This is a genomic window from Candidatus Pantoea rara (assembly GCF_051136265.1).
In the GTDB taxonomy this organism is placed as follows: domain Bacteria; phylum Pseudomonadota; class Gammaproteobacteria; order Enterobacterales; family Enterobacteriaceae; genus Pantoea; species Pantoea rara.
Window position 1 is genome coordinate 2,586,092 of the sequence record NZ_CP194942.1, and the last position, 26,866, is coordinate 2,612,957.

Here is a 26,866-nt window from a genome sequence, read left to right on the forward strand (position 1 = left end):
GCTGCCCAATCCGCGTCCTGCACCTTTTTTGCTCACCCTGCATGCAAAACGTGCAGCGAATTTTGACCAGATGGTCCGAAATGGACCCGTTACTCCACTTACCTCTTTTGGGTTAAATTTAACTCATTGTTATTTAAAAGAATAAAAAATGTGGCACACAGATTGCAGAATTGTGACTGAGCGCAGCCTACAGGGACGTAGCAGGATGCAGTGCAGCGCGTGAAACACCTTTCCCCCATCGCAACGAGGTTTCACATGAAGATAGGCGTCTTTATTCCGATTGGTAACAATGGCTGGCTGATTTCGTCCAATGCGCCGCAGTACATGCCAACCTTTGAACTGAACAAAGCCATCGTGCTGAAAGCAGAGCATTACCACTTCGACTTTGCGCTCTCGATGATCAAACTGCGCGGCTTCGGCGGAAAAACAGAATTCTGGGATCATAACCTGGAGTCATTCACCCTGATGGCGGGACTGGCTGCCGTCACATCACGTATTGAGATTTATGCCACCGCGGCCACTCTGACACTGCCACCGGCAATTGTGGCGCGCATGGCATCCACTATCGATTCCATTTCAGGTGGTCGCTTCGGCGTTAACCTGGTGACTGGCTGGCAGAAACCAGAATATGAACAGATGGGGATGTGGCCAGGTGATGAGTACTTCGGCAGCCGTTACGCTTATCTGACCGAATACGTTACCGTGCTGCGTGACCTGTGGGGCACCGGAAAATCGGACTTCAAAGGTGAGTTCTTCACCATGAATGACTGCCGCGTCAGTCCGCAACCACAGCGCCCGATGAAAGTGATTTGCGCCGGACAGAGTGATGCCGGTATGGCCTTCTCCGCCCAGCACGCCGATTACAACTTCTGCTTCGGCAAAGGGGTAAACACGCCTTCTGCGTTCAGCCCGACCTCAATTCGCATGAAGCAGGCCGCTGAAAAAGCGGGCCGTGATGTCGGCTCCTATGTGCTGTTTATGATCATTGCCGCTGAAACAGATGAAGAAGCGCGGGCTAAGTGGGAACACTACAAAGCCGGTGCGGATGAAGAGGCGCTCTCCTGGCTCACCACCCAGAGTCAGCAGGACACCAAATCAGGCAGTGACACCAATGTGCGCCAGATGGCGGATCCGACCTCGGCCGTCAACATCAATATGGGCACGCTGGTAGGGTCGTACGCAAACGTAGCGCGGATGCTGGATGAAGTGGCGCAGGTTGAAGGCACTCACGGCGTGCTGCTGACCTTTGATGATTTCCTGCAAGGTATTGAGAACTTCGGTCAGCACATTCAGCCGCTGATGGCCTGTCGCAGCGCCCTGCCCGACGCACAGCAGGAGGTGGCATAATGAGTACCGTTTATTGTGCCCACACCCCGGATGCTCTGCAGGTTGAACTGCCTGCACGGCCAGAGCCCATCGCCTTTCCACCCGGCCAGACGGCGCTGATTGTTGTCGATATGCAGAATGCCTATGCCACTGAAGGCGGCTACCTCGATCTGGCGGGCTTCGATGTTTCCGCTACGAAACCGGTGATTGAGAAGATCCATCAGGCGGTGACGGCGGCCCGTGCGGCAGGTGTTCAGATCATCTGGTTTCAGAACGGCTGGGACAGTGACTATGTTGAAGCCGGTGACGCGGGTTCCCCCAACTTCCACAAGTCGAATGCGCTGAAAACCATGCGCAAGCGGCCTGAACTGCAGGGCTCGCTGCTGTCGAAAGGCGGCTGGGATTATGCGCTGGTCGATGAACTGGTGCCACAAGCGGGTGACATTGTGCTGCCAAAATCACGTTACAGCGGCTTCTATAACACCCCGCTCGACAGCATGCTGCGCAGTCGCGGGATCCGTCATCTGATTTTTACCGGCATCGCCACCAACGTCTGTGTGGAATCGACCTTGCGCGACGGCTTCTTCCTGGAGTACTTCGGGGTCGTACTGGAAGACGCCACGTATCAGGCTGGTCCGCCCTTTGCTCAGCAGGCGGCGCTGTTCAACATCGAAACCTTTTTTGGCTGGGTCTCGGATGTTGATACCTTCTGCGAAAGCCTGAACGCCCGATAATCCACTAAAAGGAGGTCATTATGCCGAAAAGCATCATTGTTCCGCCAGGTACCACCACACCCATCGCCCCGTTTGTCCCCGGCACGCTGGCGGATGGGGTGGTCTATGTCTCGGGTACGCTGCCATTTGATGGTGACAATAATGTGGTGCATGTGGGTGATGCCGCCGCGCAGACCCGCCACGTACTGGAAACCATTAAAAAGGTGATTGAGACCGCCGGTGGCAGCATGACCGATGTGACATTTAACTCGATCTTCATCACCGACTGGTCGAACTACGCCGCGGTGAATCAGGTTTACGCCGAATATTTCCCGGGTGAAAAGCCTGCCCGTTTCTGCATCCAGTGCGGGCTGGTCAAGCCTGACGCGCTGATTGAGATCGCCAGCGTGGCGCACATCGGCAAGCCGGAGGTCTGATGCAGCTGGATATTCTGGGCCTGCAAAATCCCGAGGCACCGACACTGGTACTCTCTTCCGGTCTGGGCGGCGTGGCGGGTTTCTGGCAGCCGCAGCTGGCGGCCCTGACGGCACGCTATCGGGTCGTGCTCTATGACCAGCGCGGCACCGGTCGCAGCGCGGACAGCTTACCGGAAGGCTACAACATGGCGATGATGGCGGCTGAGCTGGCCAACGCGCTGGCGCAACACGGCATCCTGCGCTTCAGCCTGATTGGCCACGCGCTGGGCGGTCTGGTGGGAATGCAGCTGGCGCTGGATTATCCGGATCGGATCGAACGGATTGTGGTGATCAACGGCTGGCTGACGCTGCATCCGCATACCCGCCGCTGCTTTCAGGTGCGGCAGGATCTGCTGCTCAATGTCGGCGTCGAAGCTTTCGTCCGCGCTCAGCCGCTGTTTCTCTATCCTGCTGAGTGGATGGCCGAGCATCAGACACGTCTGGAGCAGGAAGATAGCCATCACGTCACGCATTTTCAGGGGATGGAAAACCTGATGCGACGGCTGCATGCCCTGATGAGCGCCGACTTCAGCGCACGGGCGTCTGCCATTCCGCAACCGGTGCTGGTGATTGCCAGTCAGGACGATCTGCTGGTGCCATGGAGCTGCTCAACCGGGCTGGCCGCGGCGCTGCCGAACGCCACTGAACAGATGATGGCCTGGGGCGGCCACGCCATGAGCGTCACCGACCCTGAAAACTTTAATGCCCTGCTACTGCAGTGGCTGGATCAGACTGATGACGTGCAGCTGCTGCAGCGCGTCGCCGGCTAACCCTTTCGCGGAGAACACGATGAGCCTGGAAACCCTTACCCCAGTCGTTGAGAAAACTGAGTTTCGTAATGCGATGTCGCGGCTGGGTGCTGCGGTCAACATCATCACTACAGAAGGACCGGCCGGACGCGCAGGCTTTACCGCCTCTGCGGTGTGTAGCGTCACCGATTCGCCGCCGACGCTGCTGGTCTGCCTGAACCGCGCTGCATCGGTGTACCCGGTGTTCCGCGAAAACATGCAGCTCTGCGTCAATACGCTGGCGGCAGGACACGAAACGCTCTCCAATCTTTTTGGCGGAAAAACACCCATGGCTGACCGTTTTATTGCCGCTGAGTGGTCGACGGCCATGACCGGCTCGCCGGTGCTGAGCGGCGCAGTCGCCTCTTTTGACTGTCGCATTACGCAGATTGTCAGTGTCGGCACGCATGACACGCTGTTCTGTGAGGTTGTGGGCTTAGTGCGCAATGACGACACCCACGGCCTGGCCTGGTTTGACCGGGGATACCATCCCCTGATGCGGCAGGATGCCTGTTAACACTTCCCTGTAACTCACCGGCATTCATAGCGCTCTGGAGTAGACGATGGCACGATCCTGGTTTCCGCAATGGCAGAAGAAGTCGGCACTAACAGAAAACGGTATTATCGCCCCGGATGAGACACTGCCTCTGGGGCAAACGCTGGTGCTGGGTTTACAGCATGCGGTGGCGATGTTTGGCGCAACGGTGCTGATGCCGCTGCTGATGGGGCTGGATCCCAATCTGGCCATTCTGGTTTCGGGTATTGGCACGCTGCTGTTCTTCTTTATTACCGGCGGACGTGTGCCCAGCTATCTTGGGTCGAGCGCCGCCTTTGTGGGGGTGGTGATTGCGGTAACCGGCTTCAGTGGTCAGGGACTGAATCCCAATCTCAGCGTGGCACTGGGCGGCGTCATCGCCTGTGGCGTTCTTTACATGCTGATTGGGCTGGTGGTGATGAAGTCAGGGACGCGCTGGATCGAAAACCTGATGCCGCCGGTGGTGACTGGCGCGGTGGTGATGGCGATCGGGCTGAATCTGGCTCCAATCGCGGTTCACAGCGTCTCCGCCTCTTCATTCGACAGCTGGGTCGCGGTGATGACCGTGCTCTGTATCGGTCTGGTGGCGGTGTTTACCCACGGAATGATTCAGCGTCTGCTGATACTGGTCGGTCTGATTCTGGCGTGGGCAATCTATGCGATTCTGACCAACGGTCTCGGATTGGGCAAGCCGGTCGATTTTACGATGCTGTCACAGGCTGCCTGGTTTGGTCTGCCGCACACCACCGCACCGACCTTTGATCTGCAGGCAATGGTGCTGATCGCACCGGTCGCGATCATTCTGGTGGCTGAAAACCTCGGACATCTGAAAGCGGTAGCGGGCATGACGGGCCGGAACCTCGATCCTTACATGGGACGGGCTTTTGTCGGCGATGGCCTGGCCACCATCCTTTCTGGCTCGATCGGCGGCAGTGGCGTGACGACCTATGCCGAGAATATTGGCGTGATGGCTGTAACGAAAGTCTATTCCACCCTGGCGTTTGTTGCCGCGGCCATCATCGCTATCCTCGCCGGTTTTTCGCCGAAGTTTGGTGCACTAATCCACACCATTCCGGCCCCGGTTATTGGCGGCGCATCCATTGTGGTGTTCGGACTGATTGCAGTGGCAGGCGCACGCATCTGGGTGCAGAACCATGTCGATTTAGGTCAGAACAGCAACCTGATTATGGTTGCTACCACACTGGTTCTCGGTGCAGGGGATTTCGCGCTGAAAATCGGCTCTTTCACGCTGGGCGGGATCGGTACAGCTACCTTTGGCGCGATTATCCTTAATGCCATTCTGCGCCGACGCAGCGCGGCGCAGCAGGATAAGCCGCTGGCGCGGCAGCAGGGTTAACTACTCCAGCGGTGTGGCAGCAGGCTGCACCGTTTTTTTTCGTTTCAGCCGCAGCTCACTGACGATAACCCCGCAGACGATCAGCGCTCCACCCAGCAACGCCAGCGCAGGCAGACGCTCACCCGCAATACGTCCTACTACCCCAGCCCATACTGGCTCTCCGGCATAAATTACCGTGGCACGGGTTGGCGAAACGCTGCGTTGCGCCCAGTTCATGGTGACCTGAATCAGCGCACTGGCCGCGCCCAATCCCAGCGCGCTGAGTAGCAACGGCGTTGAGATCGCAGGCACCGTCTCCCCATCAGGGATCATCAGCCCAAAGGCACACAGCGACGCCACTGCCAGCTGGATCAACGTCACGCGGCGTACATCGACCTGACCGGCATAGCGGCTGATTAAGATGATCTCGGCGGCAATCGCCAGCGTGCTAAGAAGCGTCGCTATTTCACCGGCATTAAGCCTGATGCGGCCATCCTGCGGGCCGGCCACCAGTAGCAAGCCGGTAAACGCCAGCACAATCCCCAGCCATGACATGACTCCCGGCGGACGGCGTAAAAATAGCCACTGCAGCAACGGCACCACCGGAACATAGAGGGCAGTGAGAAAAGCGGACTGACTGCTGGAGATGGTCTGCATTCCCCAGGTCTGAAGCCCATAACCTCCGGCGATCGACAGGCCAATCAGCACGCCTGCTTTCACCTCCAGCCAGGTCATTCCAGCCAGATAACGGCGGAAAAACAGTGCCAGCAGCAGCGCGGCGGTGGCAAAACGCAGGCCGACAAAGAAGAACGGACCGGAGTACTGCATCGCACGATGCACGACCAGAAAGGTGCCGCCCCAGATCATAGTGATAAAAAGTAATACCAGTTCCTGCCGCGTCAGGCGCAGGGTTATACCGCGGAGTGTGTCCGACATAATTCACCTGATGATGGATTCGGACGATATTGTGGGGAGAGCGAAGTAGAAAAGCAATGACGTTCACCGCCGGTCTGAACCGGCGGCAATACGGAGTTATGCGTCCGCTTTTTTAGGACTGCTGCGTCCGCCCTTTTCACCGGCACGCGCGGCACGCTGCGGGTCATTTTTGAAATTACCGCCGCTGTTTTTTCCGCCTTTACGTCCCGCTTCTGCGGCACGCTCACGATTTTCAGCAAAATTGCCTGAACCTCCACGATGCGTTGTCATGATTTGCTCCTGTCGCGTAGTGCGATAAATAAGAATCAAAAAAAGGATTCAGGGTCCGAAGCGTGAACTCAGCCCTTGATTAAATAATAGCCAGATTCTGCTTTGACTCCTCCGCCAGTCACATTTCGCAACAGAGTTATCACCAGCAATTTGATTAAAGAACGAACATTTAGTCGGCATACAACCGATTAGCTGCAGATTTATTGCCCGACATCTTCACTGCGGCTTCAGCATCACCTGCGTAAAACGAAAGCTCTTCTATACTTTTTCTGGACGTCAAAACCACCTGGAGAGATCTATGGCTAAGATTCTGGTGCTCTACTATTCGATGTACGGACATATTGAAACAATGGCGAACGCGGTTGCAGAAGGCGCTCGTCGGGTTCCCGGCGCGGAAGTGGATATTCTGCGGGTACCAGAAACGATGGAGGCCGATCGCTTTGCACAGGTGGGCGGCAAAACTGATCAGCAGGCGGCAGAAGCCACGCCTAACGTGCTGCCGCACTATGACGCGATTATCGTTGGCACTCCGACCCGCTTTGGCAACATGGCCGGACAAATGCGGACATTCTGGGATCGCACAGGCGGTCTCTGGGCATCAGGCGCACTGTTTGGCAAAGTCGCCAGCGTCTTTACTTCAACCGGCACTGGCGGCGGTCAGGAACAGACTATTACGTCAGTCTGGACCACCCTGGCGCATCACGGCATGGTGATTGTCCCTATCGGGTATGGAACCAAAGAGCTGTTCGATATCTCACAGGTTCGCGGTGGCACACCTTATGGTGCGACCACGCTGGCGGGCGGAGACGGTTCGCGTCAGCCGACAGAAGCGGAACTCAACATTGCCCGTTTCCAGGGTGAACATGTTGCCGGACTCACCGTCAAACTGCAGGACTGATTTAATCAAAGGAGAAAAGTATGTCTACTGAACAATCGAAAGCACATCACGTTGGCGAATGGGCAAGTCTGCGTCATACCTCCCCTGAAATTGCCGAGGCCATTTTCGAAGTGGCGAATTACGATGAGAGACTGGCAGAAGAGATCTGGCGTCAACAAGGCAGCGATGACGTGCTGATTCGTGCCTTTGAAAAAACCGATAAAGATCTCCTGACCTGGGATGACAAGCCCGTAGAACGCAAGAACGTCTGATTCAGGGGCGGGACTTTCCCGCCCTCAATTTTTTAGATCACCAAGGAGTACCTATGTCTTCCTATCAAAGCATTAATCCCGCAAACAACCAGTTGCTGAAAAGCTGGCCGTCACACGATGAAGCCGCCGTCAGCCATGCCCTCGAAGTGGCCGATCGCCTTTTCCATTCTTCATGGAGCAAAGGTGATATTCAGCCGCGTCTGCAGGTGTTGAAAAAACTGGCTGACCTGATTGATAGCCGCGCGGAAGAGCTGGCCACCATCGCCAGTAAAGAGATGGGTAAACTGATTGGTCAAAGCCGTGGCGAAGTGAAAATCTGTTCGCAGATTGCCCGCTACTACGCTGAAAATGCGGAACGTATTCTGCAGCCGCAGTCCTATCCCAGCGAGCTGGGCGAAGCCTGGGTCGAGTATCACCCGATTGGTGTGTTAGTCGCTGTCGAGCCGTGGAACTTCCCTTATTATCAGCTGATGCGCGTGCTGGCGCCGAACCTTGCACTGGGTAACCCGGTGCTGGCGAAACATGCCAACATTGTGCCGCACTGTGCCGATGTCTTTGAAAAGCTGGTTCGTGAAGCAGGTGCGCCTGAAGGTGCCTGGACTAACCTGTTCATCTCCACCGATCAGGTCGCCGATCTGATTGCTGATGATCGGGTGCAGGGTGTCGCCCTGACCGGTTCCGAGCGCGCAGGCAGTGCCGTGGCTGAGCAGGCCGGTAAGCATCTGAAGAAATCGACACTGGAACTGGGCGGCAATGACGTGTTTGTGGTGCTGGATGACGCCGATCTCGACGAAGCCGTCCGTCAGGGCGTGCAGGCGCGCCTCAGCAACTGCGGTCAGGTCTGTACCGCCGCAAAACGTTTCATCCTTCATGAGAAGATTGCCGATCGCTTTATCAGCCAGTTCAGCGCTGCGCTGAGTTCTGCCACACTGGGCGATCCCCTGGATGAGAAGACCAGCCTTGGCCCGCTCTCTTCCGCTGACGCGCGTGACCGTCTGGTGAAACAGGTCGACGAAGCCGTGGCAAATGGCGCAAAACTGGTGACAGGCGGTAAAGCGGTTGAAGGCGCAGGTTGCTTCTATCAGCCCACCATTCTTACTGGCATTACCCCGGACAACCCTGCTTATTATCAGGAGTTCTTCGGCCCTGTAGCGCAGGTTTATGTCGTGGGTGATGATAACGCGGCTGTGGCACTGGCAAACGACTCGCACTACGGTCTGGGTGGCTCAGTCTGGACGCGGGATACGGCGCGCGGTCGTAAACTGGCGTCCTCCATTGAAACCGGCATGGTATTTATCAACTCGCAGAGCGACACCTCAGCGGAACTGCCTTTTGGTGGTGTGAAACGTTCAGGCTATGGTCGTGAGCTTTCTGATCTGGGTATCAAAGAGTTTGCTAACCAGAAACTGGTGGTTGTCGCGGGTTAATCGCCCTTCAGCCATAAAAAAAACCCCGTCTCGACGGGGTTTTTTATTATCGGCCAGATAGCGCGATTACTGCGTTGCTGCAGCCGCTGACTTTGATTCGTCATTGTGCGCAGCAACAGGCTTGTTCGCAGCGTTAGCCTGGTCAGTTTTCGCATCACTGGCTGAGGCTGCTTTGTCTTCCTTCTCTTTCTCAGCAGCGTCTTTATCGGCTGCCGCTTTATCCGCCTTTGCCTTTTCAGCAGCGGCTTTATCCGCTTTTGCTTTCTCAGCAGCGGCGGCTTTATCCGCTTCAGACTTCTCAGCGGCAGCTTTGTCGGCTTCAGCTTTCGCTTTGGCTGCGGTCGCTTTATCCGCTTCAGCTTTATCAGCAGCAGCGTCATTCGTCGCTGCGGCTTTTGCGCTGTCGTCGTCAGACTGTGCTGCCGGTTGTGGTGCCGCCGCAGGCTGCATTGGCGTACCCTGCAGCGCAGCATTCAGCGCCTGAGAGAACTGATCCCAGCTGCAATAGCCGTTGGCATCGGTCTCACACCCTGCCAGTTGCAGCGTCACGCGCTTCGGTGGGTTCTTCAGGCTTAGCACGTCCGCGTTGCGCAGCTGATCGGCGGTCTGATAGACATACTCAACTTTGAGCACGTCTTTATCATTTTTCGCATCATGCCAGCGTTCGAAAACCACCTGACCGCCAATCGGCGTTTTTTCGTAAGTATCAGGCAGTTCATAAGGCTTGACCTGCAGCGCGCTCAGCAGTGAGGCGATGTTCGAGTCATGGCCGACCATCAGCGTAATTTTTGGCGCGTTGGCTTTGTCCTGATCCACTAACTGACTGCGGATATAATCCACCAGTGGAGCCGCCACTTCACGTGAAACGTCCGGGCTGGTGAACAGCGCATCCTGATAACCATTTTTGATCGCAGACAGCTCTTTCCACTGTTCAGGCGTTTTGATCTGTCCCCACGCAACCTGATCCAGCGGGAAACCTTCGTAATATTGCAGGGTGAAGGCATCCATCAGAGAGTTACCCACTTTCAGCGGGCCACTGACAGTCGGCTCTTTACCGTTTTCAGCGCTGAAGGTGTTCTGGCCACTACTGAGGTCACACTGCTTTTTGTTGTTGCAGGCAGGCGATGCTTTGTAGTCAACAATCTTTTCCAGGCGCTGGAAGGCAGGCTTCAGCGACAGTTTTTCATTCGCGGCAGCCATCGCGGCCAGTGCTTTCTTATTGAATGCATCGGTGCCGTCTGTGATAACCGGATTGAAGATAGGATCCATGGAGCCCATTTCATCCTGATGAGTGACCGCGACGTCACAGCCAGGGAAGGCGCCATTGACAAAAAACTGGGCGGTGGCCACAGTGCGCTGCAGGCTGTTCGCGTATACAAAGACGTTATTGCTGTCAGGACAGCTGCCGTTCTTCACCAGGCCCTGCTGTGCCAGCCACTGACGGGTGTAGTTACCCATGTAGACTTCCAGCACACCACCTTTGGTGGTCAGCTGTCCGCCGGGAACATCCCACTGCGGCCAGCTCTTTTTGGTCGACTGCGCCAGCACGCTGCCATTATCAGCCAGCGGCGCACGCAGATTGTGACGACTTAACATCAGCACCTGTTGCAGCTGCATATCACCCTCAGCAGCAAATGCTACCGTTCCGACCGGCAATGCAGCGAGCACTGACAATGCGCAAAGACTCAGTTTCTTGATCATTGTGCCTATTCCATTCATTCAGTAAAGAAACACTCTGGCTATCAACCGATTAGCTCGCCTCAGAGCGATGTAATCAACAGTGTAACTCAGCTCGCCTCAGAAATGCGCCAGATGTTTGCAAAAACAGTGAGTGGACTATAGCAGAGATGCACCGGAGAGATGAATGCGCAGCCACACGTCACAGAGAGAGGCACGCTTTTTTCGGACAGGAAGAAGAAACAGAGAGGGCAGAAACGAAACAGGCCAGCACTGAGTGCTGGCCTGTAAAATGTGGCGGAGGAGGAGAGATTCGAACTCTCGGATGGTTTCCCATCGGCGGTTTTCAAGACCGCTGCCTTAAGCCGCTCGGCCACCCCTCCGTTTTGAAACTGTACTGCATCGGCAAAATTATTGATTTCTACCGCTTTATTGCTCATGGCAAATAAAGTGGCGGAGGAGGAGAGATTCGAACTCTCGGATGGTTTCCCATCGGCGGTTTTCAAGACCGCTGCCTTAAGCCGCTCGGCCACCCCTCCGCAATGACGCGCACTATAAACACCCCGTTTAGGGATGTAAAGCACCTATCTGTCTATTCGCCTGAAAAACAGCCAGATTGTGATTTTTTGATGTCAAAATCGCCACTCTGCTCAAACAATTAGCAGATTAACGCGTAAAGAAGGGTAAAACGCCTTTTCCCTCTTTAATGGCCTGCGTATTCTCGGCACATATTTGGTGTTCTGCTTAAAGGAGCGCAACATGGAAAGAATTGTCACCTCATCGCAGTCCTCATTGCTGTCAACGCACAGAGTTCTGCGCAATACCTATTTTCTTCTTGGACTGACCCTGGCTTTCTCAGCCGTTACGGCGACAGCCAGCACCCTGCTGGCCCTGCCTGCGCCGGGGTTAATCCTGATGCTGGTCGGCTTCTATGGCCTGATGTTTTTAACCTACCGTCTGGCTAACAGCCCGATGGGCATCCTGGCTGCTTTTGCTTTTACCGGCTTTCTGGGATATTGCCTGGGGCCTATCCTGAGTTCCTTCTTAACCGCAGGCATGGGTGACGTGATAGCGCTGGCGCTGGGCGGCACAGCGCTGGTGTTCTTCTGCTGTTCAGCTTACGTGCTGACCACCCGTCGTGATATGTCCTTCCTCGGCGGCATGATGATGGCAGGTTTCGTCGTGTTGCTGGTTGCTGTGGTCGCCAACATCTTCCTGCAGCTGCCTGCATTGCATCTGGCCATCAGCGCCCTCTTCATTTTGTTTTCAGCCGGTGCGATTTTGTGGGAAACCAGCAACATCATTCACGGTGGCGAAACCAACTACATCCGGGCGACGGTCAGCCTCTATGTTTCGTTGTACAACATCTTCGTCAGCCTGCTGAGCCTGCTGGGTTTTGCCCGCAGTAACTAACTGGCAGTGACTGTCGGTCTGTAAAACCCCGCTTCGGCGGGGTTTTTGCTTTTACTGCCCGCCATGTTTGCTAAACTGCCCGTCATTAATAAAGGGGACGTCACGTGAATTTTAACGGTAACGAAATCGCCGTCGATGCCGAAGGCTATCTGAAGAGTATCGACGACTGGAGTGAAGCGCTGGCGGCACATATTGCCGGACTGGAGGGCCTCACCCTGACTGAGGCACACTGGGAAGTGGTCCATTTTGTGCGCGCATTTTATCTGGAATTTAACACCTCCCCCGCCGTGCGGATGCTGGTAAAGGCGATGGCGCAAAAGTATGGGGAAGAGAAAGGTAACAGCCGCTACCTGTTCCGCCTTTTTCCTGAAGGGCCGGCTAAACAGGCGACGAAAATCGCCGGTCTGCCTAAACCGGCGAAATGTCTGTAATTAGCCCGTTCTGAAATCACGGGGCGGTTCTGCGGGCTGGTGCGGCTCCACCAGCACCTTATCAACGCGCGCACTGCGTGGCCCGCCTGCTTTAAGCCAGGCGATTAGCGCCTCGACCTGCTCAGCCTCTCCCCAGGCCAACACCTCGACACTGCCGTCATCCAGATTTTTCGCGTAACCCAGCACGCTAAGCGCCCTGGCTTCTGCCTGCGTGCTGTAACGAAACCCGACGCCCTGGACGTGGCCATGAACCCATGCTTTAAAACAGGCTGCTGACATTATTCTCTCCTGCTGCTGTTCGTTGCAATTTCCCGTTATCCACCGGACAATGGCGCCTCATTTTTTCAGGTAAGCATAGCAAACTATGACAGTCAGATTGATTCTCGCAAAGGGACGTGAAAAGTCCCTGCTCCGTCGTCATCCATGGGTCTTTTCAGGTGCCGTTGCGCGGCTGGAAGGTAAAGCGCAACTGGGTGAAACCATTGACGTTTGTGACAGCAACGGTAAATGGCTGGCTCGCGCCGCTTATTCACCTGAGTCGCAGATTCGCGCCCGTGTCTGGAGCTGGCAGGCCGATGAATCCATCGATATCGCCTTCTTTGTCCGCCGTTTTGAACAGGCGCAGCAGTGGCGCAAATGGCTGGCGGCCCGTGATGGTCTGGACAGTTATCGCCTGATCGCCGGTGAATCTGATAATTTGCCGGGCGTCACCATTGATCGTTTTGGCAACTTTTTAGTGATGCAGTTGCTCTCGGCTGGCGCGGAATATCAGCGCGCGGCGATTATCACTGCCCTGCAACAGTGTTTCCCCGGCTGCGCCATCTATGACCGTTCTGACGTCGCCGTTCGTAAGAAAGAAGGTCTGGAGCTGACACAAGGCATCGTCACCGGTGAACTGCCACCGCCGCTGTTGCCGATTACAGAACATGGCATGAAGTTACTGGTTGATATTCAGGGCGGCCACAAAACCGGCTATTACCTTGATCAGCGTGACAGCCGTCTCGCTACGCGTCGCTACGCTCAGGATGCACGCGTCCTTAACTGCTTCTCTTATACCGGCGGGTTCGCAGTTTCTGCACTGATGGGCGGCTGTAAAGAAGTGATCAGCGTCGATACCTCACAGGAAGCGCTGGACGTTGCCCGTCAGAACGTTGAACTGAATGAGCTGGATCTCTCCCGTGCGCGCTTTGAGCGTGATGATGTTTTCAAACTGCTGCGCCGTTATCGTGACAGTGGTGAGAAATTTGATCTGATCATCATGGATCCGCCGAAGTTCGTCGAAAACAAAAGCCAGTTGATGGGCGCCTGTCGTGGTTATAAAGACATTAATATGCTCGCTATTCAATTATTGAATCCGGGTGGCGTCTTAATGACTTACTCCTGCTCAGGTCTGATGGCCACCGATCTGTTTCAGAAGATCATCGCCGATGCCGCGCTGGATGCGGGCCGCGAAGTGCAGTTTATTGAGCAGTTCCGTCAGGCAGCCGATCATCCAGTCATCGCCAGCTATCCGGAAGGTCTCTACCTGAAAGGTTTCGCCTGCCGCGTGATGTGACTTGAAAAAACGGCTCCTGCCCCCATATTGACAGAAGAGCTTTTTTTCGGAGGTCATTATGATTGTCAGTAAAATGATTGCCAGTAAATTTGGTATTGGTCAGCAGGTTCGTCATCGTCTGTCCGGCGTACTGGGCGTGATCGTCGATGTCGATCCTGAATACTCGTTAGATGAGCCTGCAATTGAAGATGTTGGTGCGGAAGAGAAAATGCGTACCGCGCCCTGGTATCATGTGGTGATGGAAGATGAGGAAGGCGATCAGGTTCACACCTATGTCGCAGAGATCCAGCTTTCCGGTGAAACCAGCATTGAACACCCTGAGCAGCCTTCAATGGATGAACTGGCGGCATCAGTACGCCAGCAATTACAGGCGCCGCATCTGCGACATTAATCTGTGGCGGCACGCTCTGCCGCCACGCTAATTTTTTACCGCGTTATCCCAAGACGCGGAATTTCAATCTTCGGGCAGCGATCCATAATCACCGTCATTCCCGCATCCTGAGCCAGCACCGCCGCCTGCTCATTAATCACACCCAGTTGCAGCCAGAGTGTTTTTGCCCCCACGGCGATTGCTTCCTGTGCCACGCCCCATGCCGCTTCAGAATTGCGGAAGACATCCACCATATCAATCTCACCCGGTACATCCGCCAGGCTGGCATAACCCTGTTGTCCCAGCAGCGTTTTACCGGCCAGTTTTGGGCTAACCGGGATGACTTCATAGCCCTGATCAAGCAGATACTTCATTACACCGTAACTCGGCCGTTCGGGCCGATCACTTGCCCCGACTAAGGCGATACGTTGAGTTCGCGTCAGCACGTCACGAATTGTCTGGTCGTTCATGTTTACCTCCTTTCAGGCCAGTGTTGAGTGTAGATTGGTGCGCACTTTAGCGGATGAGTCCTGATTGCAATTAATTGAGCCCGCGCACGAATAAATGTGTTTAAATGTAAATAAGCTGCCATAATGTAAGAATTTGCTACACATCATCCTTTGTGTCATCAGTTACCGGAGTAGAAATGAAGTTGTCGCTGGCTGTAACGGGGTTATTGACTCTCCTCGTTTCGGCGTCCTGTTCTGCCATCACATTGAAGCTCGATCCACAGATCGATCTGCTGGTGCTGGATGGTCGAAAAATTTCAGGCTCGCTCCTCAAAGGAGCCGACAGCTTAGAGCTGGACCGTGGCCAGCATCAGTTTCTGTTTCGGGTAGAGCAGCAGCACAGCGGTCTGAAGGAGAAAGTCATCTCTTATCAGTCGCTGCCGATGATTGTCACCTTCACGGCAGTCACTAAAACCATCACCATCCGGTTACCTGCGCTGGAGACAAAACGCGAGCGTTATCATTTTGATCGCAGCCTGAACTTTCAGCTGGTGGATGAAAAAGGCACGGAGATAACCAGCGTGCGCGACCACCTGCCAGCCACCCAAACCGCAGATATGGAAAAAGCGATGCTGAATTATAACCGCACTCGTCAGGTCGCCTCTGTGCCCCGGTTTGCAAATCTGGCTTCTGCACCCCCCTCTTCCGTGCAACTGACCGCCGATCTTGACTGGACCAGCCAAGCCGAACTGCCCTCGCTGCATCGCTGGTTTCACCGCTTCGATGAAGCCACGCGCCAGCAATTTCTGACCCTGGTCAAAATGCTACGTACGAGTTGATAGAATCGAAAGGCCAGAGGTAAACTCGTGCTATCTCTTTTGCGCACGAGCCTTATCAGGACGCCTTTATGGAACAGACTGTTCGTACCCTTGGCACAATAAAGCATATCGCGCTGGTCGCCCATGACCATTGCAAAGCCGCCCTGCTTGACTGGGTGAAACAGAACCAGCCCGCGCTGGAATCTCATATCCTCTACGCAACCGGGACCACCGGGAATCTGATTAATCGCGATACGGGTCTGAATGTGACAGCCATGCTGAGTGGCCCGATGGGCGGCGATCAGCAGGTCGGTGCGCTAATTTCGGAAGGGAAAATTGATGCACTGATTTTTTTCTGGGATCCGCTTAACGCCGTGCCACACGATCCGGATGTCAAAGCGCTACTGCGTCTGGCGACCGTCTGGAATATCCCGGTCGCCACGAACCGCTCCACAGCGGATTTTATTATTCAGTCGCCCCTTTTTGCACAAAGCGTGGAGATTATGATCCCCGACTATCAGCGCTATCTGGCCGATCGTCTGAAGTAACTCAGGCTTTACGCAGTACCGGCACACCCAGTTGGCGGAAGTGATCGACAAACGGAGATGGCGATGCCTTATCAAACATCAGAAAGACCTGCTGGCGCGCGCGCGTCAGCGCCACATAAGCCAGACGGCGCTCTTCTGCATCCGGGAACGCTTCCGGTTGCGGTAACAGGCCCTGTTCAATAACCGACTCACGGACGTCGGCCGGGAAGCCCTCTTTCCCCTGCTGCAATCCCAGCAAAATGACATAATCTGCCTGCTGACCTTTGCTGGCATGGATCGTCATAAATTCCAGGTTGAGCTTCGGCCAGCGGGTTCGGGCTTTATCCAGTAAATCCGGTCGCAGAAAGTGATAGCGCGCCAGCAGCAGAATTCGCTCATCAGGTTTGGCGTAACCGCTGAGTTTATTCAGCAGGCCCTCCAGCTGATCCTCCGCCAGCAACGCAATCGACTTTTTATTACCTTTAGTGACGCTGTTCAGTGGTTTTGCCAGCTGCTGCGGATTCTGCTGGATAAACCGGTTGGCAATATCGCCGATGCGATCGTTAAAGCGATAGGTGGTGTCGAGCACGCAACGGTCACCCTCACCGAAATAGTGATGAAATGCAGTAGTCAGCGTCATCTCTGCACCGCTGAAGCGATAGATAGCCTGCCAGTCATCGCCCACGGCAAACAACGCGGTGCGCTTATTCTGCTGCCGTAGTGCGCTGAGCAACGCGGCACGCTGAGGCGAGATATCCTGGAACTCATCTACCAGTATGTGTTTCCATGGGCTGATAAAGCGCCCTTTTTCCAGAATGGCGATGGCCTGGTGAATCAGACCCGAAAAGTCGACCGCGCCCTCCTCTTTCATCGCGCTCTTCCAGGCTTTCAGTAACGGTGCCATCAATTTAATGCGTTTACTGAAGAGATCCCGACTCTCTTCCGGCACATCCGCGATCATGGCCGCCTGCGCGCCGCCATGCATGCGCATCAGGCCGATCCAGCGCTCCAGTCGTGACGCCAGCCGATTTGCCAGCCTGTCGTCCTCCCAGAATGGTCCTTCCGGTAGCTCCCACTCCAGTTCGTCACGCAGCCACTGACGCCAGCCATTTGCCATCGCCTTTTTCTCATGGCATTGCTGCCGCCACGTCTGGATCAGTAAAGTGCGACGCGCATCAGCATCGCTCTCCAGTTTGCTGATAACCGGCTGCTTGTTACTGCCTTCGCGGATAATATGCAGCGCCAGAGAATGGAAGGTCCGTGCCTGAATATCACCGGTGGAGAGGCGTGACTGGATACGATCGTTCATCTCTTCAGCAGCCTGGCGGCCAAATGCCAGCAACAGGATTTGATCGGCGCTGGCCAGCTTGCGCTGCATCAACCAGCCTGCACGGGCCACCAGCACCGAGGTTTTACCACTGCCCGCGCCGGCCAGAACCAGCAGAGAATCCTCGCCATTGACCACCGCCTCACACTGTGACTGATTGAGCGGCGTGCTCTCAACGCTGGCGAAGAACGCCTGATAGCGGGTCAACATAGCGGCAGTCCAGTCGCGGTTTCGCTGCCGCAAGGCTACTTCACCCTGATCCAGCCAGCGCTGACAAAACGCCCGGTTTTCGCGACAGTCAGGAAAATCTTTTAAGCGGATGAGCGGCATCGGCAACGCATCGAACTGTTTGAGAATTTTTGTTTTCAGCGCCTGTAACTCGTGGCGGTTGAGCCAGCGATCCTGTGCGCCAAACGCCTCAATTTCATCACGTAGCGACTGGAGCACATCGCGGCAGACCGTGCTCATCTCAAGACTCCAGTTCTGCCAGGCCTGCATCAGATAGTGGTGAAAACGCTGCGTCTCCTGCCATTCCGTTCCGTGCAGCCGGACCACTTTTTCATCGTCCAGCAAAAATTCCAGCTCACCCCAGACAAGCCCGCGTTTGCAGGCAATATCCAGTAGCTGGTTGAAAGGGATCAGATATTCATGCTTATCGCCACTGACTTCGACGCCCGCCGCCATAAGGCGGACACGATTATAAGGATGCTGGGCAAGCCGTTTGCCCATCGAGGTTGCTTTCAGTTCCACGCCGACACCAACGTCAGATAACAGGATTATGGGGAGTTTACCTGTCAGACCCTTGGCGCTCCAGCCTTAAAACAGGCTAAACTTGGTGTCACATCTTGCGGAATGCAAAAGGAAAAGAAGATTATGCGCACCGTTTTAAATATTCTGAATTTTGTTCTGGGCGGCTTTTTCACCACCCTGAGCTGGCTGTTTGCCACGTTAATCAGCGTCGTGCTGATTTTTACCCTGCCGCTGACGCGCTCCTGCTGGGAAATTACTAAACTCTCGCTGCTGCCGTTTGGCAACGAGGCAGTGCATGTTGATGTGCTTCGTCCTGAAAGTAAGAGCCATATTCTGAATACCGGCGGAACCTTTCTGAACATCTTCTGGCTGATTTTCTTTGGCTGGTGGCTCTGCCTTTCCCATATCTCCGTGGGTATCGTGCAGTGCATCAGCATCATCGGTATTCCGGTAGGGGTTGCGAATTTCAAGATCGCCGCGATTGCACTCTGGCCGGTTGGACGCCGGGTGGTGTCAGTGGAAGAGGCGCGTGCCGCGCGCGAAGCTAATGCCCGCCGCTATTAATATGATGTCGGATGCAGTGCCAGGCTGGCGAAAATATCTGTTTAATAGTACGTGGCGTTACCTGCTGCGGATTTTGTTTGCGATGAGTGGCTGCGCTGCCATCCCCTGGTGGCTGCATCAGATTGAGTGGACCATTCCCTTAACGCTGGGAGTAGTCGCGGCTGCGCTGGCCGATCTCGATGATCGCCTGGCTGGTCGTCTGAAGAATCTGCTGATTACTCTGCTTTGCTTTTGTATCGCCTCGGTTTCCGTGGAGTTACTGTTTCCTTATCCGTTCGCCTTTATTATCGGGCTGGCGATCTCGACCTGGGGATTTATTCTGTTGGGTGCCCTTGGCCAGCGCTACGCTACCATCGCCTTTGGTGCGCTGCTGATTGCGGTCTACACCATGCTGGGCATCGGGCTGTTTAGCCAGTGGTACATGCAGCCGATGCTGCTGCTGGTCGGCGCACTGTGGTACAACCTGCTGACACTGCTGGGTCATCTGATGTTTCCGGTCCGGCCGGTGCAGGAACAGCTGGCTGGCAGTTTTTCACAGCTGGCGCGTTACCTTGATGCCAAAGCGAATCTCTTCGATCCGGATGCAGGTGAGCAGGATGACGCCGCGTTTATCGATGCGGCGATGGTCAACAGCCAGTTAGTGGCGCAGCTCAACCTGACCAAGACCACACTGCAAAGTCGACTGCGTGGCGATCGGGGTTCGCGCGGTACCCGCCGCAGCCTGCACTACTACTTTGTGGCGCAGGATATTCACGAACGGGCCAGCTCTTCCCATTTGCAATATCATCTGCTGCGCGGCGACTGGCGCTATAACGAAATTCTGTTTCGCTTCCAACGCCTGTTGAATATGCAGGCGCAGGCCTGTCGTCAGCTGGCACACTGCATTCTGATGCGTGAAAGATGGGTCCATGACAGCCGCTTTGAGCGCGCATTCGAACGATTACAGAAAGCGATAGAACGTCTGGATCAGCATGAACCTGAGGCGACGCATACCCGTGCGCTATTCTGGCTGCTGCGTAATCTGCGTGCCATTGACGCTCAGCTCGCCTCTATTGAATCCGAACAGACGCTGGCCGGTGAAGATCCTCAGCACAGTGATAATCTACTGTCACGCGAAGGATTAAGTGGCTGGAGTGATATCCGGTTGCGCTTCAGTCGTCATCTCTCTCCCTCTTCGGCACTGTTCAGGCATGCGGTCCGCATGTCGGTGGTGCTCTGTGTGGGCTATGGTTTCATTCAGCTCACCGGGCTGCAGCGGGGATACTGGATTCTGCTGACAAGCCTGTTTGTCTGCCAGCCTAACTACAACGCAACGCAACGACGACTGGCCTTGCGCATCGGCGGAACGCTGGCAGGGATAGCGATTGGTCTGCCGGTGTTATGGCTGGTGCCCTCCATAGAAGGTCAGTTAATCCTGATTGTGATTACTGGCGTGCTGTTCTTCGCTTTCAGGCAGGTACAGTATGCGCAGGCCACGTTATTTATCACCCTGCTGGTGCTGCTCTGCTTTAACCTGTTAGGGGAAGGCTTTGAAGTCGCCTTACCGCGAGTAGTCGATACCTTACTCGGCTGTGGTCTGGCCTGGCTGGCTGTCGCGTTCATCTGGCCTGACTGGCGCTTTCGTCAGTTACCGGCGGTGGCAGAACGCACCCTGAAAGCGAACTGCCGCTATCTGGATGCGATCATGGAGCAATATCATCAGGGCAAGGACAACAGGCTCGCCTATCGTATTGCCCGCCGTGATGCGCACAATGCAGATGCTGAGCTGGCTTCGGTGGTTTCAAATATGAGCAGTGAAAGTCGTACCAGCCAGCAGCTACGTGAGTCGGCTTTTCAACTACTTTGCTCTAACCACTCTTTCCTGAGTTACATTTCTGCGCTGGGTGCGCACCGCGATAAAATTACCGCGCCGGAACTGCTGGCCTTGCTGGATGATACGGTTTGCTACGTTGAGGATGTGCTCCAGACTGACGTGGTCAGCGATGAACATGTAGAGACAATGCGCCAGCTGCTGGCCCAGCGCATCAGCCAGCTGGCAGCTGATGCGGATACGCGTGCGCCGCTGGTGCTACAGCAACTCGGTCTGCTGGTGGCCTTAATGCCGGATGTGGCTCGCCTGCGCCGCACGCTCATTACTGATTAACCTTCGCCGCCTCTCGGGTCTGGGTTAGATAAAAGCGTGCGCTGGAACCACGCATTCAGCTCAGCCCGGGTGGCCAGCGGTAGCGCGGCGGCATGATGGCCCGTAATCGCTCCCTGCAGCGCAAGTAATGTCTGAAACCCAACGTGCTGGTTGATTGCTTTCAGCTTCAGCCAGCACTGTTTAGCCCCCATTTGATAGAGATGATTGACGCTCATGACGCCAGCCTCGTACAGCATCATCTCCATTCGTACGCTGAGATTTGGCAGATCTTTCAACCGCGGAGAGGATTGTCTGTCCTGTAACTCCAGTTGCGCCGTTTCTAAAGAGGCGGCTGAGAGCGCCAGCAGATGATCAGAATCGCACCATAATGCCTCATCGACCCGATAATAGTTGAGGCTCACCAGTTTACCTCTCTTGCGAAAAATCAGGGGTTGTAGTGGACGATCGGTAATGTATTCCCGCAAAGGTTCACTGGCGCGCAGGTAGAGTTCATCTTTATTTATTAAGGCAAAAACCACACTTTCAACAGCCAGCGCATATCCCCCAAACTGGGTGCGGGACTCTATGGTTCCCAACGGGGCCAGGTGCGCTCTTGAGCGCTCTACGACCGGATTCACCTTTTTCATTGCACCACCTCCATGTAAGAAATATCTCGTAAATTACCTTGGGTATCAGGTAATTAGAAGATAGAAAAAAGTGTCTGTGGGTTCAATGAATAAATAGTGCTTCTACTAATCTTGTCGCGTTTTTGCGAGACGTTTTCAGAAATTTGGGTTGATCTTTATCCAGGATGACAGTACTGTATATTCATACAGTCCACTGCTGGTGATTAACTTATGCGAACACAACATCCTAATAATGCACGCTATGCTCATCATTATGCGTCCTCTTCCGTTCCGGCCTCTCAGGGTGGTGGAATTACTGAGTTACGTTACAGCGAGCAGCCCGGTATGATGCAGATGATGCTGTTGCCGTTATTGCAGCAGCTTAGTCAGCAGTCTCGCTGGCAATTGTGGTTAACCCCAGCGCATAAACTGAATCGCGCCTGGCTGCAGGAATCGGGATTACCACTGGATAAAAGTATGCATATCGCCGATTCTGAACGTCTGAACGCTGTTGAAGCGATGGTCAAGGCGTTGCGTACAGGAAATTACAGTGTGGTTCTGGCGTGGATTCCGTACGAATTAGATGAAGATGAAAGACGTCAACTCGAAAATGCGGCAGCTGAGGGAGAAGCGTTGGGTTTGATTTTGCGGGCAAGCGGGACATCGGAAGCGCCTCTCAGACCGCAAAGTGCGATAAAAATTCAGTCGGATTTGTTTCATTAAGTAAAAATCAGAAGTTTCCCAAGCTATTTTTCTTATCTGTTGCCGCTAAACCACTGATTCTGTTAGTTCGAGCTGTGACAATGGTTTAGCAGGTTTTTAGGCCTTATTGCCACAACATTACGGCCACTCTAATTGTTAGAAATTATGTATAAATCGCTGTTTCTTTACAGAAGCGCCTCATATCATACTTGTAAGTTTCCAATCTCGTTGTAGACTTTAGCTCGCCAGGGTGCTCAATAACCTCCGTTTTTTGCGGTAGAGTCATAAGCGAGCGTTTTGACCCGGCGAAGGATTTAAACCAAGAGCAACCTTTTTGCTCATTGCCTATTTGGATGATAACGAGGCGCAAAATGAAAAAGACAGCTATCGCAATTGCAGTGGCACTGGCTGGCTTCGCTACCGTAGCGCAGGCCGCTCCGAAAGATAACACCTGGTATACCGGTGCTAAACTGGGCTGGTCTCAGTATCACGACACTGGTTACTACGGTAACGGTTACGAGAACAATGACGGTCCAACTCATGAAAGCCAGCTGGGCGCAGGTGCGTTCGTTGGTTATCAGGCAAACCCATACCTGGGCTTCGAGATGGGCTATGACTGGCTGGGCCGCATGCCTAATAAAGGCAATGTGACTAACGGCGCATTCAAAGCACAGGGCGTTCAGCTGGCTGCTAAACTGAGCTACCCAATCTATGACGACCTGGACGTGTATACTCGTCTGGGCGGCATGGTATGGCGTGCAGATGCAACGCAGACTAACCCAACTACTGGCCGCATCAGCGACCACGACACCGGCGTTTCTCCGCTGGCTGCAGTTGGTGTTGAATATGCGCTGACCAAAAACTGGGCTACCCGCCTGGATTACCAGTGGGTTAACAACATCGGTGATGCACAGACCGTTGGTACTCGTCCAGACAACGGCATGCTGAGCGTAGGCGTTTCATACCGCTTCGGTCAGGATGATGTCGCTGCTCCAGCTCCAGCTCCGGCTCCAGCACCAGCGCCAGTTGTTGAAACCAAGCGTTTCACTCTGAAGTCTGACGTTCTGTTCACCTTTAACAAATCTACCCTGAAGCCAGAAGGCCAGCAGGCTCTGGATCAGCTGTACAGCCAGCTGAGCTCAATGGATCCTAAAGATGGTTCCGTTGTCGTACTGGGCTTCACCGATCGCATCGGTTCAGAGCAGTACAACCAGAAACTGTCTGAGAAACGTGCTCAGTCAGTCGTAGATTACCTGGTTTCTAAAGGTATCCCTTCTAACAAGATCTCTGCACGTGGCATGGGTAAATCTAACCCAGTTACCGGCAACACCTGTGACAGCGTGAAAGGCCGTAACGCCCTGATCGACTGCCTGTCTCCGGACCGTCGCGTAGAAATCGATGTTAAAGGCATCAAAGACGTTGTAACTCAGCCACAGGCTTAAGTTTACACGTGATAAAAAACCCCGCTAAGGCGGGGTTTTTTTATGCCGGTCATAAAACCGGACTTAAGCATAGAGTCTATTATTACTCTGCCTTTTTATTCGCTTTCTGAACCCGACTTACCCAGAATGGCCTGCAAATCCTGCTTCAGACTCGACATCTGCGTGGCATATTTTTCTTTGCGTTCTGCATCTTCTATCAGCTGAACAATCGTTTCAGAGAGCGTGCAGCCGCGCCGCTGTGCCAAACCTGCCAGTCGCTGCCAGACCAGATATTCCAGGTCGATAGATTTTTTTCGGGTATGCTGATGTTCAGCATTGAAATGGCGTTTCCGCCGGGCACGGATAGTCTGCTTTAGTCGGTTATCCAGATCAGAATGAATATGCTCTGCAATCCATTCATTTACCGTCACCGGATTATTTTCCATCGCCAGCAGCTTATCGACTGCCGCCTGCGCCGCGCTTAATTCAAGGTGACGCGTGATCAGTTCACCTTCCCGATGTTTTTTCACCAGGTATTTCCACTTCCATCCACATTCAAGATTTTCGAGTTGCTGATATTTCATCGGAATCTCATCGTGATCACGTAACGAACTAAGAATAACAGCTTTTTTCCCGGATGCAGCAACGAAAAACATGCTGTCATCGTCACATCTCCCACAGGAAGTCGGCAGTGCTTAACAAGGGTGAATCCTGTATAATCTCGCTTTTCTTAATACAGACAAATGCGATTATTTTGACCAGCACCCAACTTACGTGGCAGACCTTACAGCCGGATAGCGCGCAATACCAATCCGTTTTCTCCCGAATTGCTGATGAAGAAACTGATGCTCTGGCAACGGTACAGCCCCGGTTGCTGAATGCACTGGCGCATTTACACCACCAGACGCAAGGTTTCCCGTTACTGCTGGTTCGTAGCCAGGAGAATCGCGACTATCTGACATTCATTGCCCAGGCCGCTCAACGGGTGATGACAGACAGTACCACTCTGTTCGGCGGTGATTACCATATCATGGCTGACAATGTCACGCTGCAGCCCCCCTCCGATCCTCAACGTCCGTTTACCAGTCAGGGCGGTATTCACTTTACTGAATGGACTGAGATGGAGCAGTTATTTGGCTGTGTGCGCCAGTATAAGGATCGCATCCATCTCGAGCCGGGCCTGATCCATCGCGCTAATGGCGGCACGCTGATGCTGTCTCTGCGTAGCCTGATGACACAGCCGATTCTCTGGTTACGCCTGAAAAAGTGTATTGAGCAAGGCTATGTTGACTGGACATCTCAGGATGAACGCCGGCCTCTGCCTGTCTCAATTCCTCCACTGCCACTCAGCATTAACCTGGTCCTGTGTGGCGACCGGGAAGCGCTGGCAGATTTTCAGGAGTTCGACCCTGAAGCTCACGAAATGGCCATCTATACTGAATTTGAAGAGAACATTCAGATTCTTGATGAAGATGACATGCTCGCCTGGTGTCGCTGGAATGCTGAACTGGCGCAACAGGCAGGTCTGCCTCTCCCGGAAGAGGACTTCTGGCCGGAGCTGATTAAAGAAGGTGTCCGCTACAGCGGCGATCAGGATACCCTGCCACTCTGTCCTCGCTGGCTGCAGCGTCAGATGCGCGAATCAGCTCTGATGGGCGATGAACTAAATGCTGAAGCGCTACGTGATGCACTGGAAGCCCGACTGTGGCGCGAGAATTATCTCAATGAGCGGATGCGTGACGAGATTCTGCTGCGACAGATTCTGATTGAAACCGAAGGTGAAGTGGTTGGTCAGATTAATGGTCTCTCGGTGGTGGAATACCCTGGCCATCCCCGCGTCTGGGGTGATCCTTCGCGCATTAGCTGCGTGGTCCATCCCGGCGATGGTGAGTTCATGGACATTGAGCGTAAAGCAGAGCTGGGCGGTAATATCCATGCCAAAGGCATGATGATTATGCAAGCTTACCTGACTGCCGAGCTGGAACTTGATCAGCAACTGCCCTTCTCGGCCTCAATGGTGTTTGAGCAATCATATTCCGAGGTTGATGGTGACAGCGCTTCACTGGCTGAACTTTGTGCCTTAATCAGCGCACTGGCTAATCAGCCTATCAATCAGCAGATTGCGGTGACCGGCTCGGTCGATCAGTTCGGCAACGTACAACCGGTAGGCGGACTGAATGAGAAGATCGAAGGATTCTTTGATATCTGTCATCAGCGTGAATTGACAGGCCAGCAGGGTGTGATTATTCCTGCCTGTAATGTGCGTCATCTCAGTCTCAACCAGGCTGTTGTCACTGCGGTTGAGCAAGGTCGCTTCCACATCTGGGCCATTGAGCAGGCCGAGGAAGCGCTGCCGCTGCTGACTGGAAAAATCTGGAGTACCGAGGATGGTCTGGGCGATTGCCTGCTGAATATCATCCAGGAACGCATTAGCCTGTTCAACCAGCCGGACGGTCCGCAACGTCCCTGGGCGCTGCGCTGGCTTAACTGGTTCAACCACCGTTAATCCGATTTGCTCAGCGTACAACTGTTCGCTAATATTCGTGATTCACTAAAACAAGGCTTATTGAAAACATGGTAGATAAACGCGAATCCTATACCAAAGAAGATCTGATTCTGTCAGGTCGTGGTGAACTGTTTGGCGAAAATGGTCCGCCGCTTCCATCTGGCAACATGCTGATGATGGACCGCGTGGTCAAAATGACCGAAGACGGCGGCAAATATGACAAAGGCTTTGTTGAAGCGGAGCTGGATATCAATCCCGATCTCTGGTTCTTCGGTTGCCACTTTATTGGCGATCCAGTGATGCCTGGCTGTCTGGGCCTGGATGCCATGTGGCAGCTCGTCGGTTTCTATCTGGGCTGGCTGGGCGGCGAAGGTAAAGGCCGTGCGCTGGGCGTGGGTGAAGTGAAATTCACCGGTCAGGTCCTGCCAGAAGCGAAGAAAGTCACTTACCGCATTCACTTCAAACGCGTGATCAACCGTAAGCTGGTAATGGGCGTAGCAGATGGTGAAGTGCTGGTTGACGGTAATCTGATCTATACCGCCAGCGATTTGAAAGTCGGTCTGTTTAAAGATACTGCCGTTTTCTAAGCGTTTCCCCCGGAAACAAAAACCTCCGCGCATGGCGGAGGTTATATTCCCTTTTGAGTGACATC

The 26,866-nt window shown here is 54.3% G+C and carries 29 protein-coding genes and 2 tRNA genes; 21 read left to right on the forward strand and 10 right to left on the reverse strand.

The features are described from left to right. Positions 1-255 precede the first annotated feature (255 nt). Genes rutA through rutG form a run of 6 tightly spaced genes read left to right on the forward strand, consistent with a single transcriptional unit; the run spans position 256 to position 5,195 of the window. The gene (gene rutA, locus ACR8BF_RS12340; protein ID WP_292990742.1) at positions 256-1,347 is read left to right on the forward strand and encodes a pyrimidine utilization protein A; all 1,092 of its coding nucleotides are present in this window, start codon (positions 256-258) and stop codon (positions 1,345-1,347) included. Beyond that, positions 1,347-2,060: a pyrimidine utilization protein B gene (rutB, locus tag ACR8BF_RS12345; RefSeq protein ID WP_292990739.1), complete on the forward strand. Its 714-nt coding sequence runs from the start codon at positions 1,347-1,349 to the stop codon at positions 2,058-2,060. The genes rutA and rutB overlap by 1 nt, the downstream gene beginning before the upstream one ends. 20 nt (positions 2,061-2,080) lie before the next feature. Further along, positions 2,081-2,476: a pyrimidine utilization protein C gene (gene rutC / locus ACR8BF_RS12350; protein ID WP_314983490.1), complete on the forward strand. Its 396-nt coding sequence runs from the start codon at positions 2,081-2,083 to the stop codon at positions 2,474-2,476. Then, on the forward strand, positions 2,476-3,285 hold the full coding sequence (gene rutD, locus ACR8BF_RS12355; protein WP_314983489.1) for a pyrimidine utilization protein D: 810 nt from the start codon (positions 2,476-2,478) through the stop codon (positions 3,283-3,285). The genes rutC and rutD overlap by 1 nt, the downstream gene beginning before the upstream one ends. Before the next feature lie 19 nt (positions 3,286-3,304). Continuing rightward, positions 3,305-3,820, forward strand: a complete 516-nt coding sequence (rutF, locus tag ACR8BF_RS12360) for an NADH-dependent FMN reductase RutF (protein WP_314983488.1) — start codon at positions 3,305-3,307, stop codon at positions 3,818-3,820. A 46-nt stretch (positions 3,821-3,866) separates the two neighbouring features. After that, positions 3,867-5,195 (forward strand): pyrimidine utilization transport protein G, encoded by a 1,329-nt coding sequence (gene rutG, locus ACR8BF_RS12365; RefSeq protein WP_292990726.1) that lies wholly within the window; start codon positions 3,867-3,869, stop codon positions 5,193-5,195. On the opposite strand, the gene ACR8BF_RS12370 is transcribed toward rutG, so the two are convergent. Together ACR8BF_RS12370 and ACR8BF_RS12375 are read right to left on the reverse strand one after the other, a co-directional pair. Continuing rightward, positions 5,196-6,110, reverse strand: a complete 915-nt coding sequence (locus ACR8BF_RS12370) for a DMT family transporter (RefSeq protein ID WP_292990723.1) — start codon at positions 6,108-6,110, stop codon at positions 5,196-5,198. 96 nt (positions 6,111-6,206) lie between these two features. Beyond that, positions 6,207-6,380 (reverse strand): general stress protein, encoded by a 174-nt coding sequence (locus ACR8BF_RS12375; protein WP_013357370.1) that lies wholly within the window; start codon positions 6,378-6,380, stop codon positions 6,207-6,209. 298 nt (positions 6,381-6,678) lie between these two features. On the opposite strand from ACR8BF_RS12375, the gene wrbA reads away from it, so the two are divergent. Genes wrbA through ACR8BF_RS12390 form a run of 3 tightly spaced genes read left to right on the forward strand, consistent with a single transcriptional unit; the run spans position 6,679 to position 8,956 of the window. Continuing rightward, on the forward strand, positions 6,679-7,278 hold the full coding sequence (gene wrbA, locus ACR8BF_RS12380) for an NAD(P)H:quinone oxidoreductase (RefSeq protein WP_434745049.1): 600 nt from the start codon (positions 6,679-6,681) through the stop codon (positions 7,276-7,278). 20 nt (positions 7,279-7,298) lie between these two features. Next, positions 7,299-7,529, forward strand: coding sequence for a YccJ family protein (locus tag ACR8BF_RS12385; protein WP_003850006.1), 231 nt, complete (start codon positions 7,299-7,301; stop codon positions 7,527-7,529). Between the two features lie 53 nt (positions 7,530-7,582). Next, the gene (locus tag ACR8BF_RS12390) at positions 7,583-8,956 is read left to right on the forward strand and encodes an NAD-dependent succinate-semialdehyde dehydrogenase (protein ID WP_434745050.1); all 1,374 of its coding nucleotides are present in this window, start codon (positions 7,583-7,585) and stop codon (positions 8,954-8,956) included. 66 nt (positions 8,957-9,022) lie between these two features. Here ACR8BF_RS12390 and agp read toward each other — a convergent pair whose 3' ends face one another. The 3 genes from agp to ACR8BF_RS12405 all read right to left on the reverse strand — a co-directional run bounded on the left by agp (position 9,023) and on the right by ACR8BF_RS12405 (position 11,172). Beyond that, positions 9,023-10,657 carry a bifunctional glucose-1-phosphatase/inositol phosphatase gene (gene agp, locus ACR8BF_RS12395; protein ID WP_434745051.1) on the reverse strand — a complete coding sequence of 545 codons (1,635 nt, stop codon included), beginning with the start codon at positions 10,655-10,657 and terminating at the stop codon, positions 9,023-9,025. Positions 10,658-10,928: 271 nt separating this feature from the next. Further along, positions 10,929-11,016: transfer RNA gene (locus tag ACR8BF_RS12400), tRNA-Ser, on the reverse strand. Positions 11,017-11,084: 68 nt separating this feature from the next. Next, a tRNA-Ser gene (locus tag ACR8BF_RS12405) sits at positions 11,085-11,172 on the reverse strand. A gap of 220 nt (positions 11,173-11,392) precedes the next feature. Here ACR8BF_RS12405 and yccA point away from each other — a divergent pair. Both yccA and ACR8BF_RS12415 read left to right on the forward strand, forming a co-directional pair. Continuing rightward, positions 11,393-12,046: an FtsH protease modulator YccA gene (gene yccA, locus ACR8BF_RS12410; RefSeq protein WP_003850014.1), complete on the forward strand. Its 654-nt coding sequence runs from the start codon at positions 11,393-11,395 to the stop codon at positions 12,044-12,046. 104 nt (positions 12,047-12,150) lie between these two features. Then, positions 12,151-12,477 (forward strand): TusE/DsrC/DsvC family sulfur relay protein, encoded by a 327-nt coding sequence (locus ACR8BF_RS12415; protein WP_179896154.1) that lies wholly within the window; start codon positions 12,151-12,153, stop codon positions 12,475-12,477. Here the strand turns inward: ACR8BF_RS12415 and yccX are convergent, their stop codons facing one another. Further along, the gene (gene yccX / locus ACR8BF_RS12420) at positions 12,478-12,756 is read right to left on the reverse strand and encodes an acylphosphatase (RefSeq protein ID WP_314983484.1); all 279 of its coding nucleotides are present in this window, start codon (positions 12,754-12,756) and stop codon (positions 12,478-12,480) included. Positions 12,757-12,841: 85 nt separating this feature from the next. Between yccX and rlmI the strand changes: the two genes are divergently transcribed. Next, the gene (gene rlmI / locus ACR8BF_RS12425; RefSeq protein WP_292990699.1) at positions 12,842-14,032 is read left to right on the forward strand and encodes a 23S rRNA (cytosine(1962)-C(5))-methyltransferase RlmI; all 1,191 of its coding nucleotides are present in this window, start codon (positions 12,842-12,844) and stop codon (positions 14,030-14,032) included. A 73-nt stretch (positions 14,033-14,105) separates the two neighbouring features. Further along, a complete protein-coding gene (gene hspQ, locus ACR8BF_RS12430) occupies positions 14,106-14,423 on the forward strand; it encodes a heat shock protein HspQ (protein ID WP_179897122.1) in 318 nt (105 codons plus the stop codon). A 35-nt stretch (positions 14,424-14,458) separates the two neighbouring features. Here hspQ and ACR8BF_RS12435 read toward each other — a convergent pair whose 3' ends face one another. Beyond that, positions 14,459-14,872: a CoA-binding protein gene (locus ACR8BF_RS12435; protein ID WP_179896159.1), complete on the reverse strand. Its 414-nt coding sequence runs from the start codon at positions 14,870-14,872 to the stop codon at positions 14,459-14,461. Positions 14,873-15,048: 176 nt separating this feature from the next. On the opposite strand from ACR8BF_RS12435, the gene ACR8BF_RS12440 reads away from it, so the two are divergent. Together ACR8BF_RS12440 and mgsA are read left to right on the forward strand one after the other, a co-directional pair. Beyond that, the gene (locus tag ACR8BF_RS12440; protein WP_179896161.1) at positions 15,049-15,690 is read left to right on the forward strand and encodes a YccT family protein; all 642 of its coding nucleotides are present in this window, start codon (positions 15,049-15,051) and stop codon (positions 15,688-15,690) included. A 68-nt stretch (positions 15,691-15,758) separates the two neighbouring features. Continuing rightward, positions 15,759-16,217: a methylglyoxal synthase gene (gene mgsA / locus ACR8BF_RS12445; RefSeq protein ID WP_090962438.1), complete on the forward strand. Its 459-nt coding sequence runs from the start codon at positions 15,759-15,761 to the stop codon at positions 16,215-16,217. A gap of 1 nt (position 16,218) precedes the next feature. Here mgsA and helD read toward each other — a convergent pair whose 3' ends face one another. Then, positions 16,219-18,273, reverse strand: a complete 2,055-nt coding sequence (helD, locus tag ACR8BF_RS12450) for a DNA helicase IV (RefSeq protein ID WP_434745052.1) — start codon at positions 18,271-18,273, stop codon at positions 16,219-16,221. 123 nt (positions 18,274-18,396) lie between these two features. Between helD and ACR8BF_RS12455 the strand changes: the two genes are divergently transcribed. Next, positions 18,397-18,837, forward strand: coding sequence for a YccF domain-containing protein (locus tag ACR8BF_RS12455; protein WP_179896164.1), 441 nt, complete (start codon positions 18,397-18,399; stop codon positions 18,835-18,837). Beyond that, a complete protein-coding gene (gene yccS / locus ACR8BF_RS12460) occupies positions 18,821-20,980 on the forward strand; it encodes a YccS family putative transporter (RefSeq protein WP_434745053.1) in 2,160 nt (719 codons plus the stop codon). Before ACR8BF_RS12455 ends, yccS begins: the two co-directional genes overlap by 17 nt. On the opposite strand, the gene ACR8BF_RS12465 is transcribed toward yccS, so the two are convergent. Next, on the reverse strand, positions 20,977-21,606 hold the full coding sequence (locus ACR8BF_RS12465; RefSeq protein WP_292990690.1) for a TfoX/Sxy family DNA transformation protein: 630 nt from the start codon (positions 21,604-21,606) through the stop codon (positions 20,977-20,979). The two genes, yccS and ACR8BF_RS12465, sit on opposite strands and share 4 nt — an antisense overlap. A gap of 210 nt (positions 21,607-21,816) precedes the next feature. Here ACR8BF_RS12465 and sulA point away from each other — a divergent pair, with 210 nt between their 5' ends. Then, positions 21,817-22,308 (forward strand): SOS-induced cell division inhibitor SulA, encoded by a 492-nt coding sequence (gene sulA, locus ACR8BF_RS12470; protein ID WP_179896169.1) that lies wholly within the window; start codon positions 21,817-21,819, stop codon positions 22,306-22,308. Between the two features lie 350 nt (positions 22,309-22,658). Beyond that, on the forward strand, positions 22,659-23,729 hold the full coding sequence (gene ompA, locus ACR8BF_RS12475) for a porin OmpA (protein WP_179896171.1): 1,071 nt from the start codon (positions 22,659-22,661) through the stop codon (positions 23,727-23,729). A 95-nt stretch (positions 23,730-23,824) separates the two neighbouring features. Here ompA and matP read toward each other — a convergent pair whose 3' ends face one another. Further along, entirely contained in the window at positions 23,825-24,292 is a 468-nt protein-coding gene (matP, locus tag ACR8BF_RS12480) for a macrodomain Ter protein MatP (protein WP_143813132.1), read from the reverse strand. A gap of 53 nt (positions 24,293-24,345) precedes the next feature. Here matP and ACR8BF_RS12485 point away from each other — a divergent pair, with 53 nt between their 5' ends. Next, a complete protein-coding gene (locus ACR8BF_RS12485; protein WP_434745054.1) occupies positions 24,346-26,214 on the forward strand; it encodes an AAA family ATPase in 1,869 nt (622 codons plus the stop codon). A 68-nt stretch (positions 26,215-26,282) separates the two neighbouring features. Continuing rightward, positions 26,283-26,801, forward strand: a complete 519-nt coding sequence (gene fabA / locus ACR8BF_RS12490; RefSeq protein WP_179896175.1) for a bifunctional 3-hydroxydecanoyl-ACP dehydratase/trans-2-decenoyl-ACP isomerase — start codon at positions 26,283-26,285, stop codon at positions 26,799-26,801. Positions 26,802-26,866 lie beyond the last annotated feature (65 nt).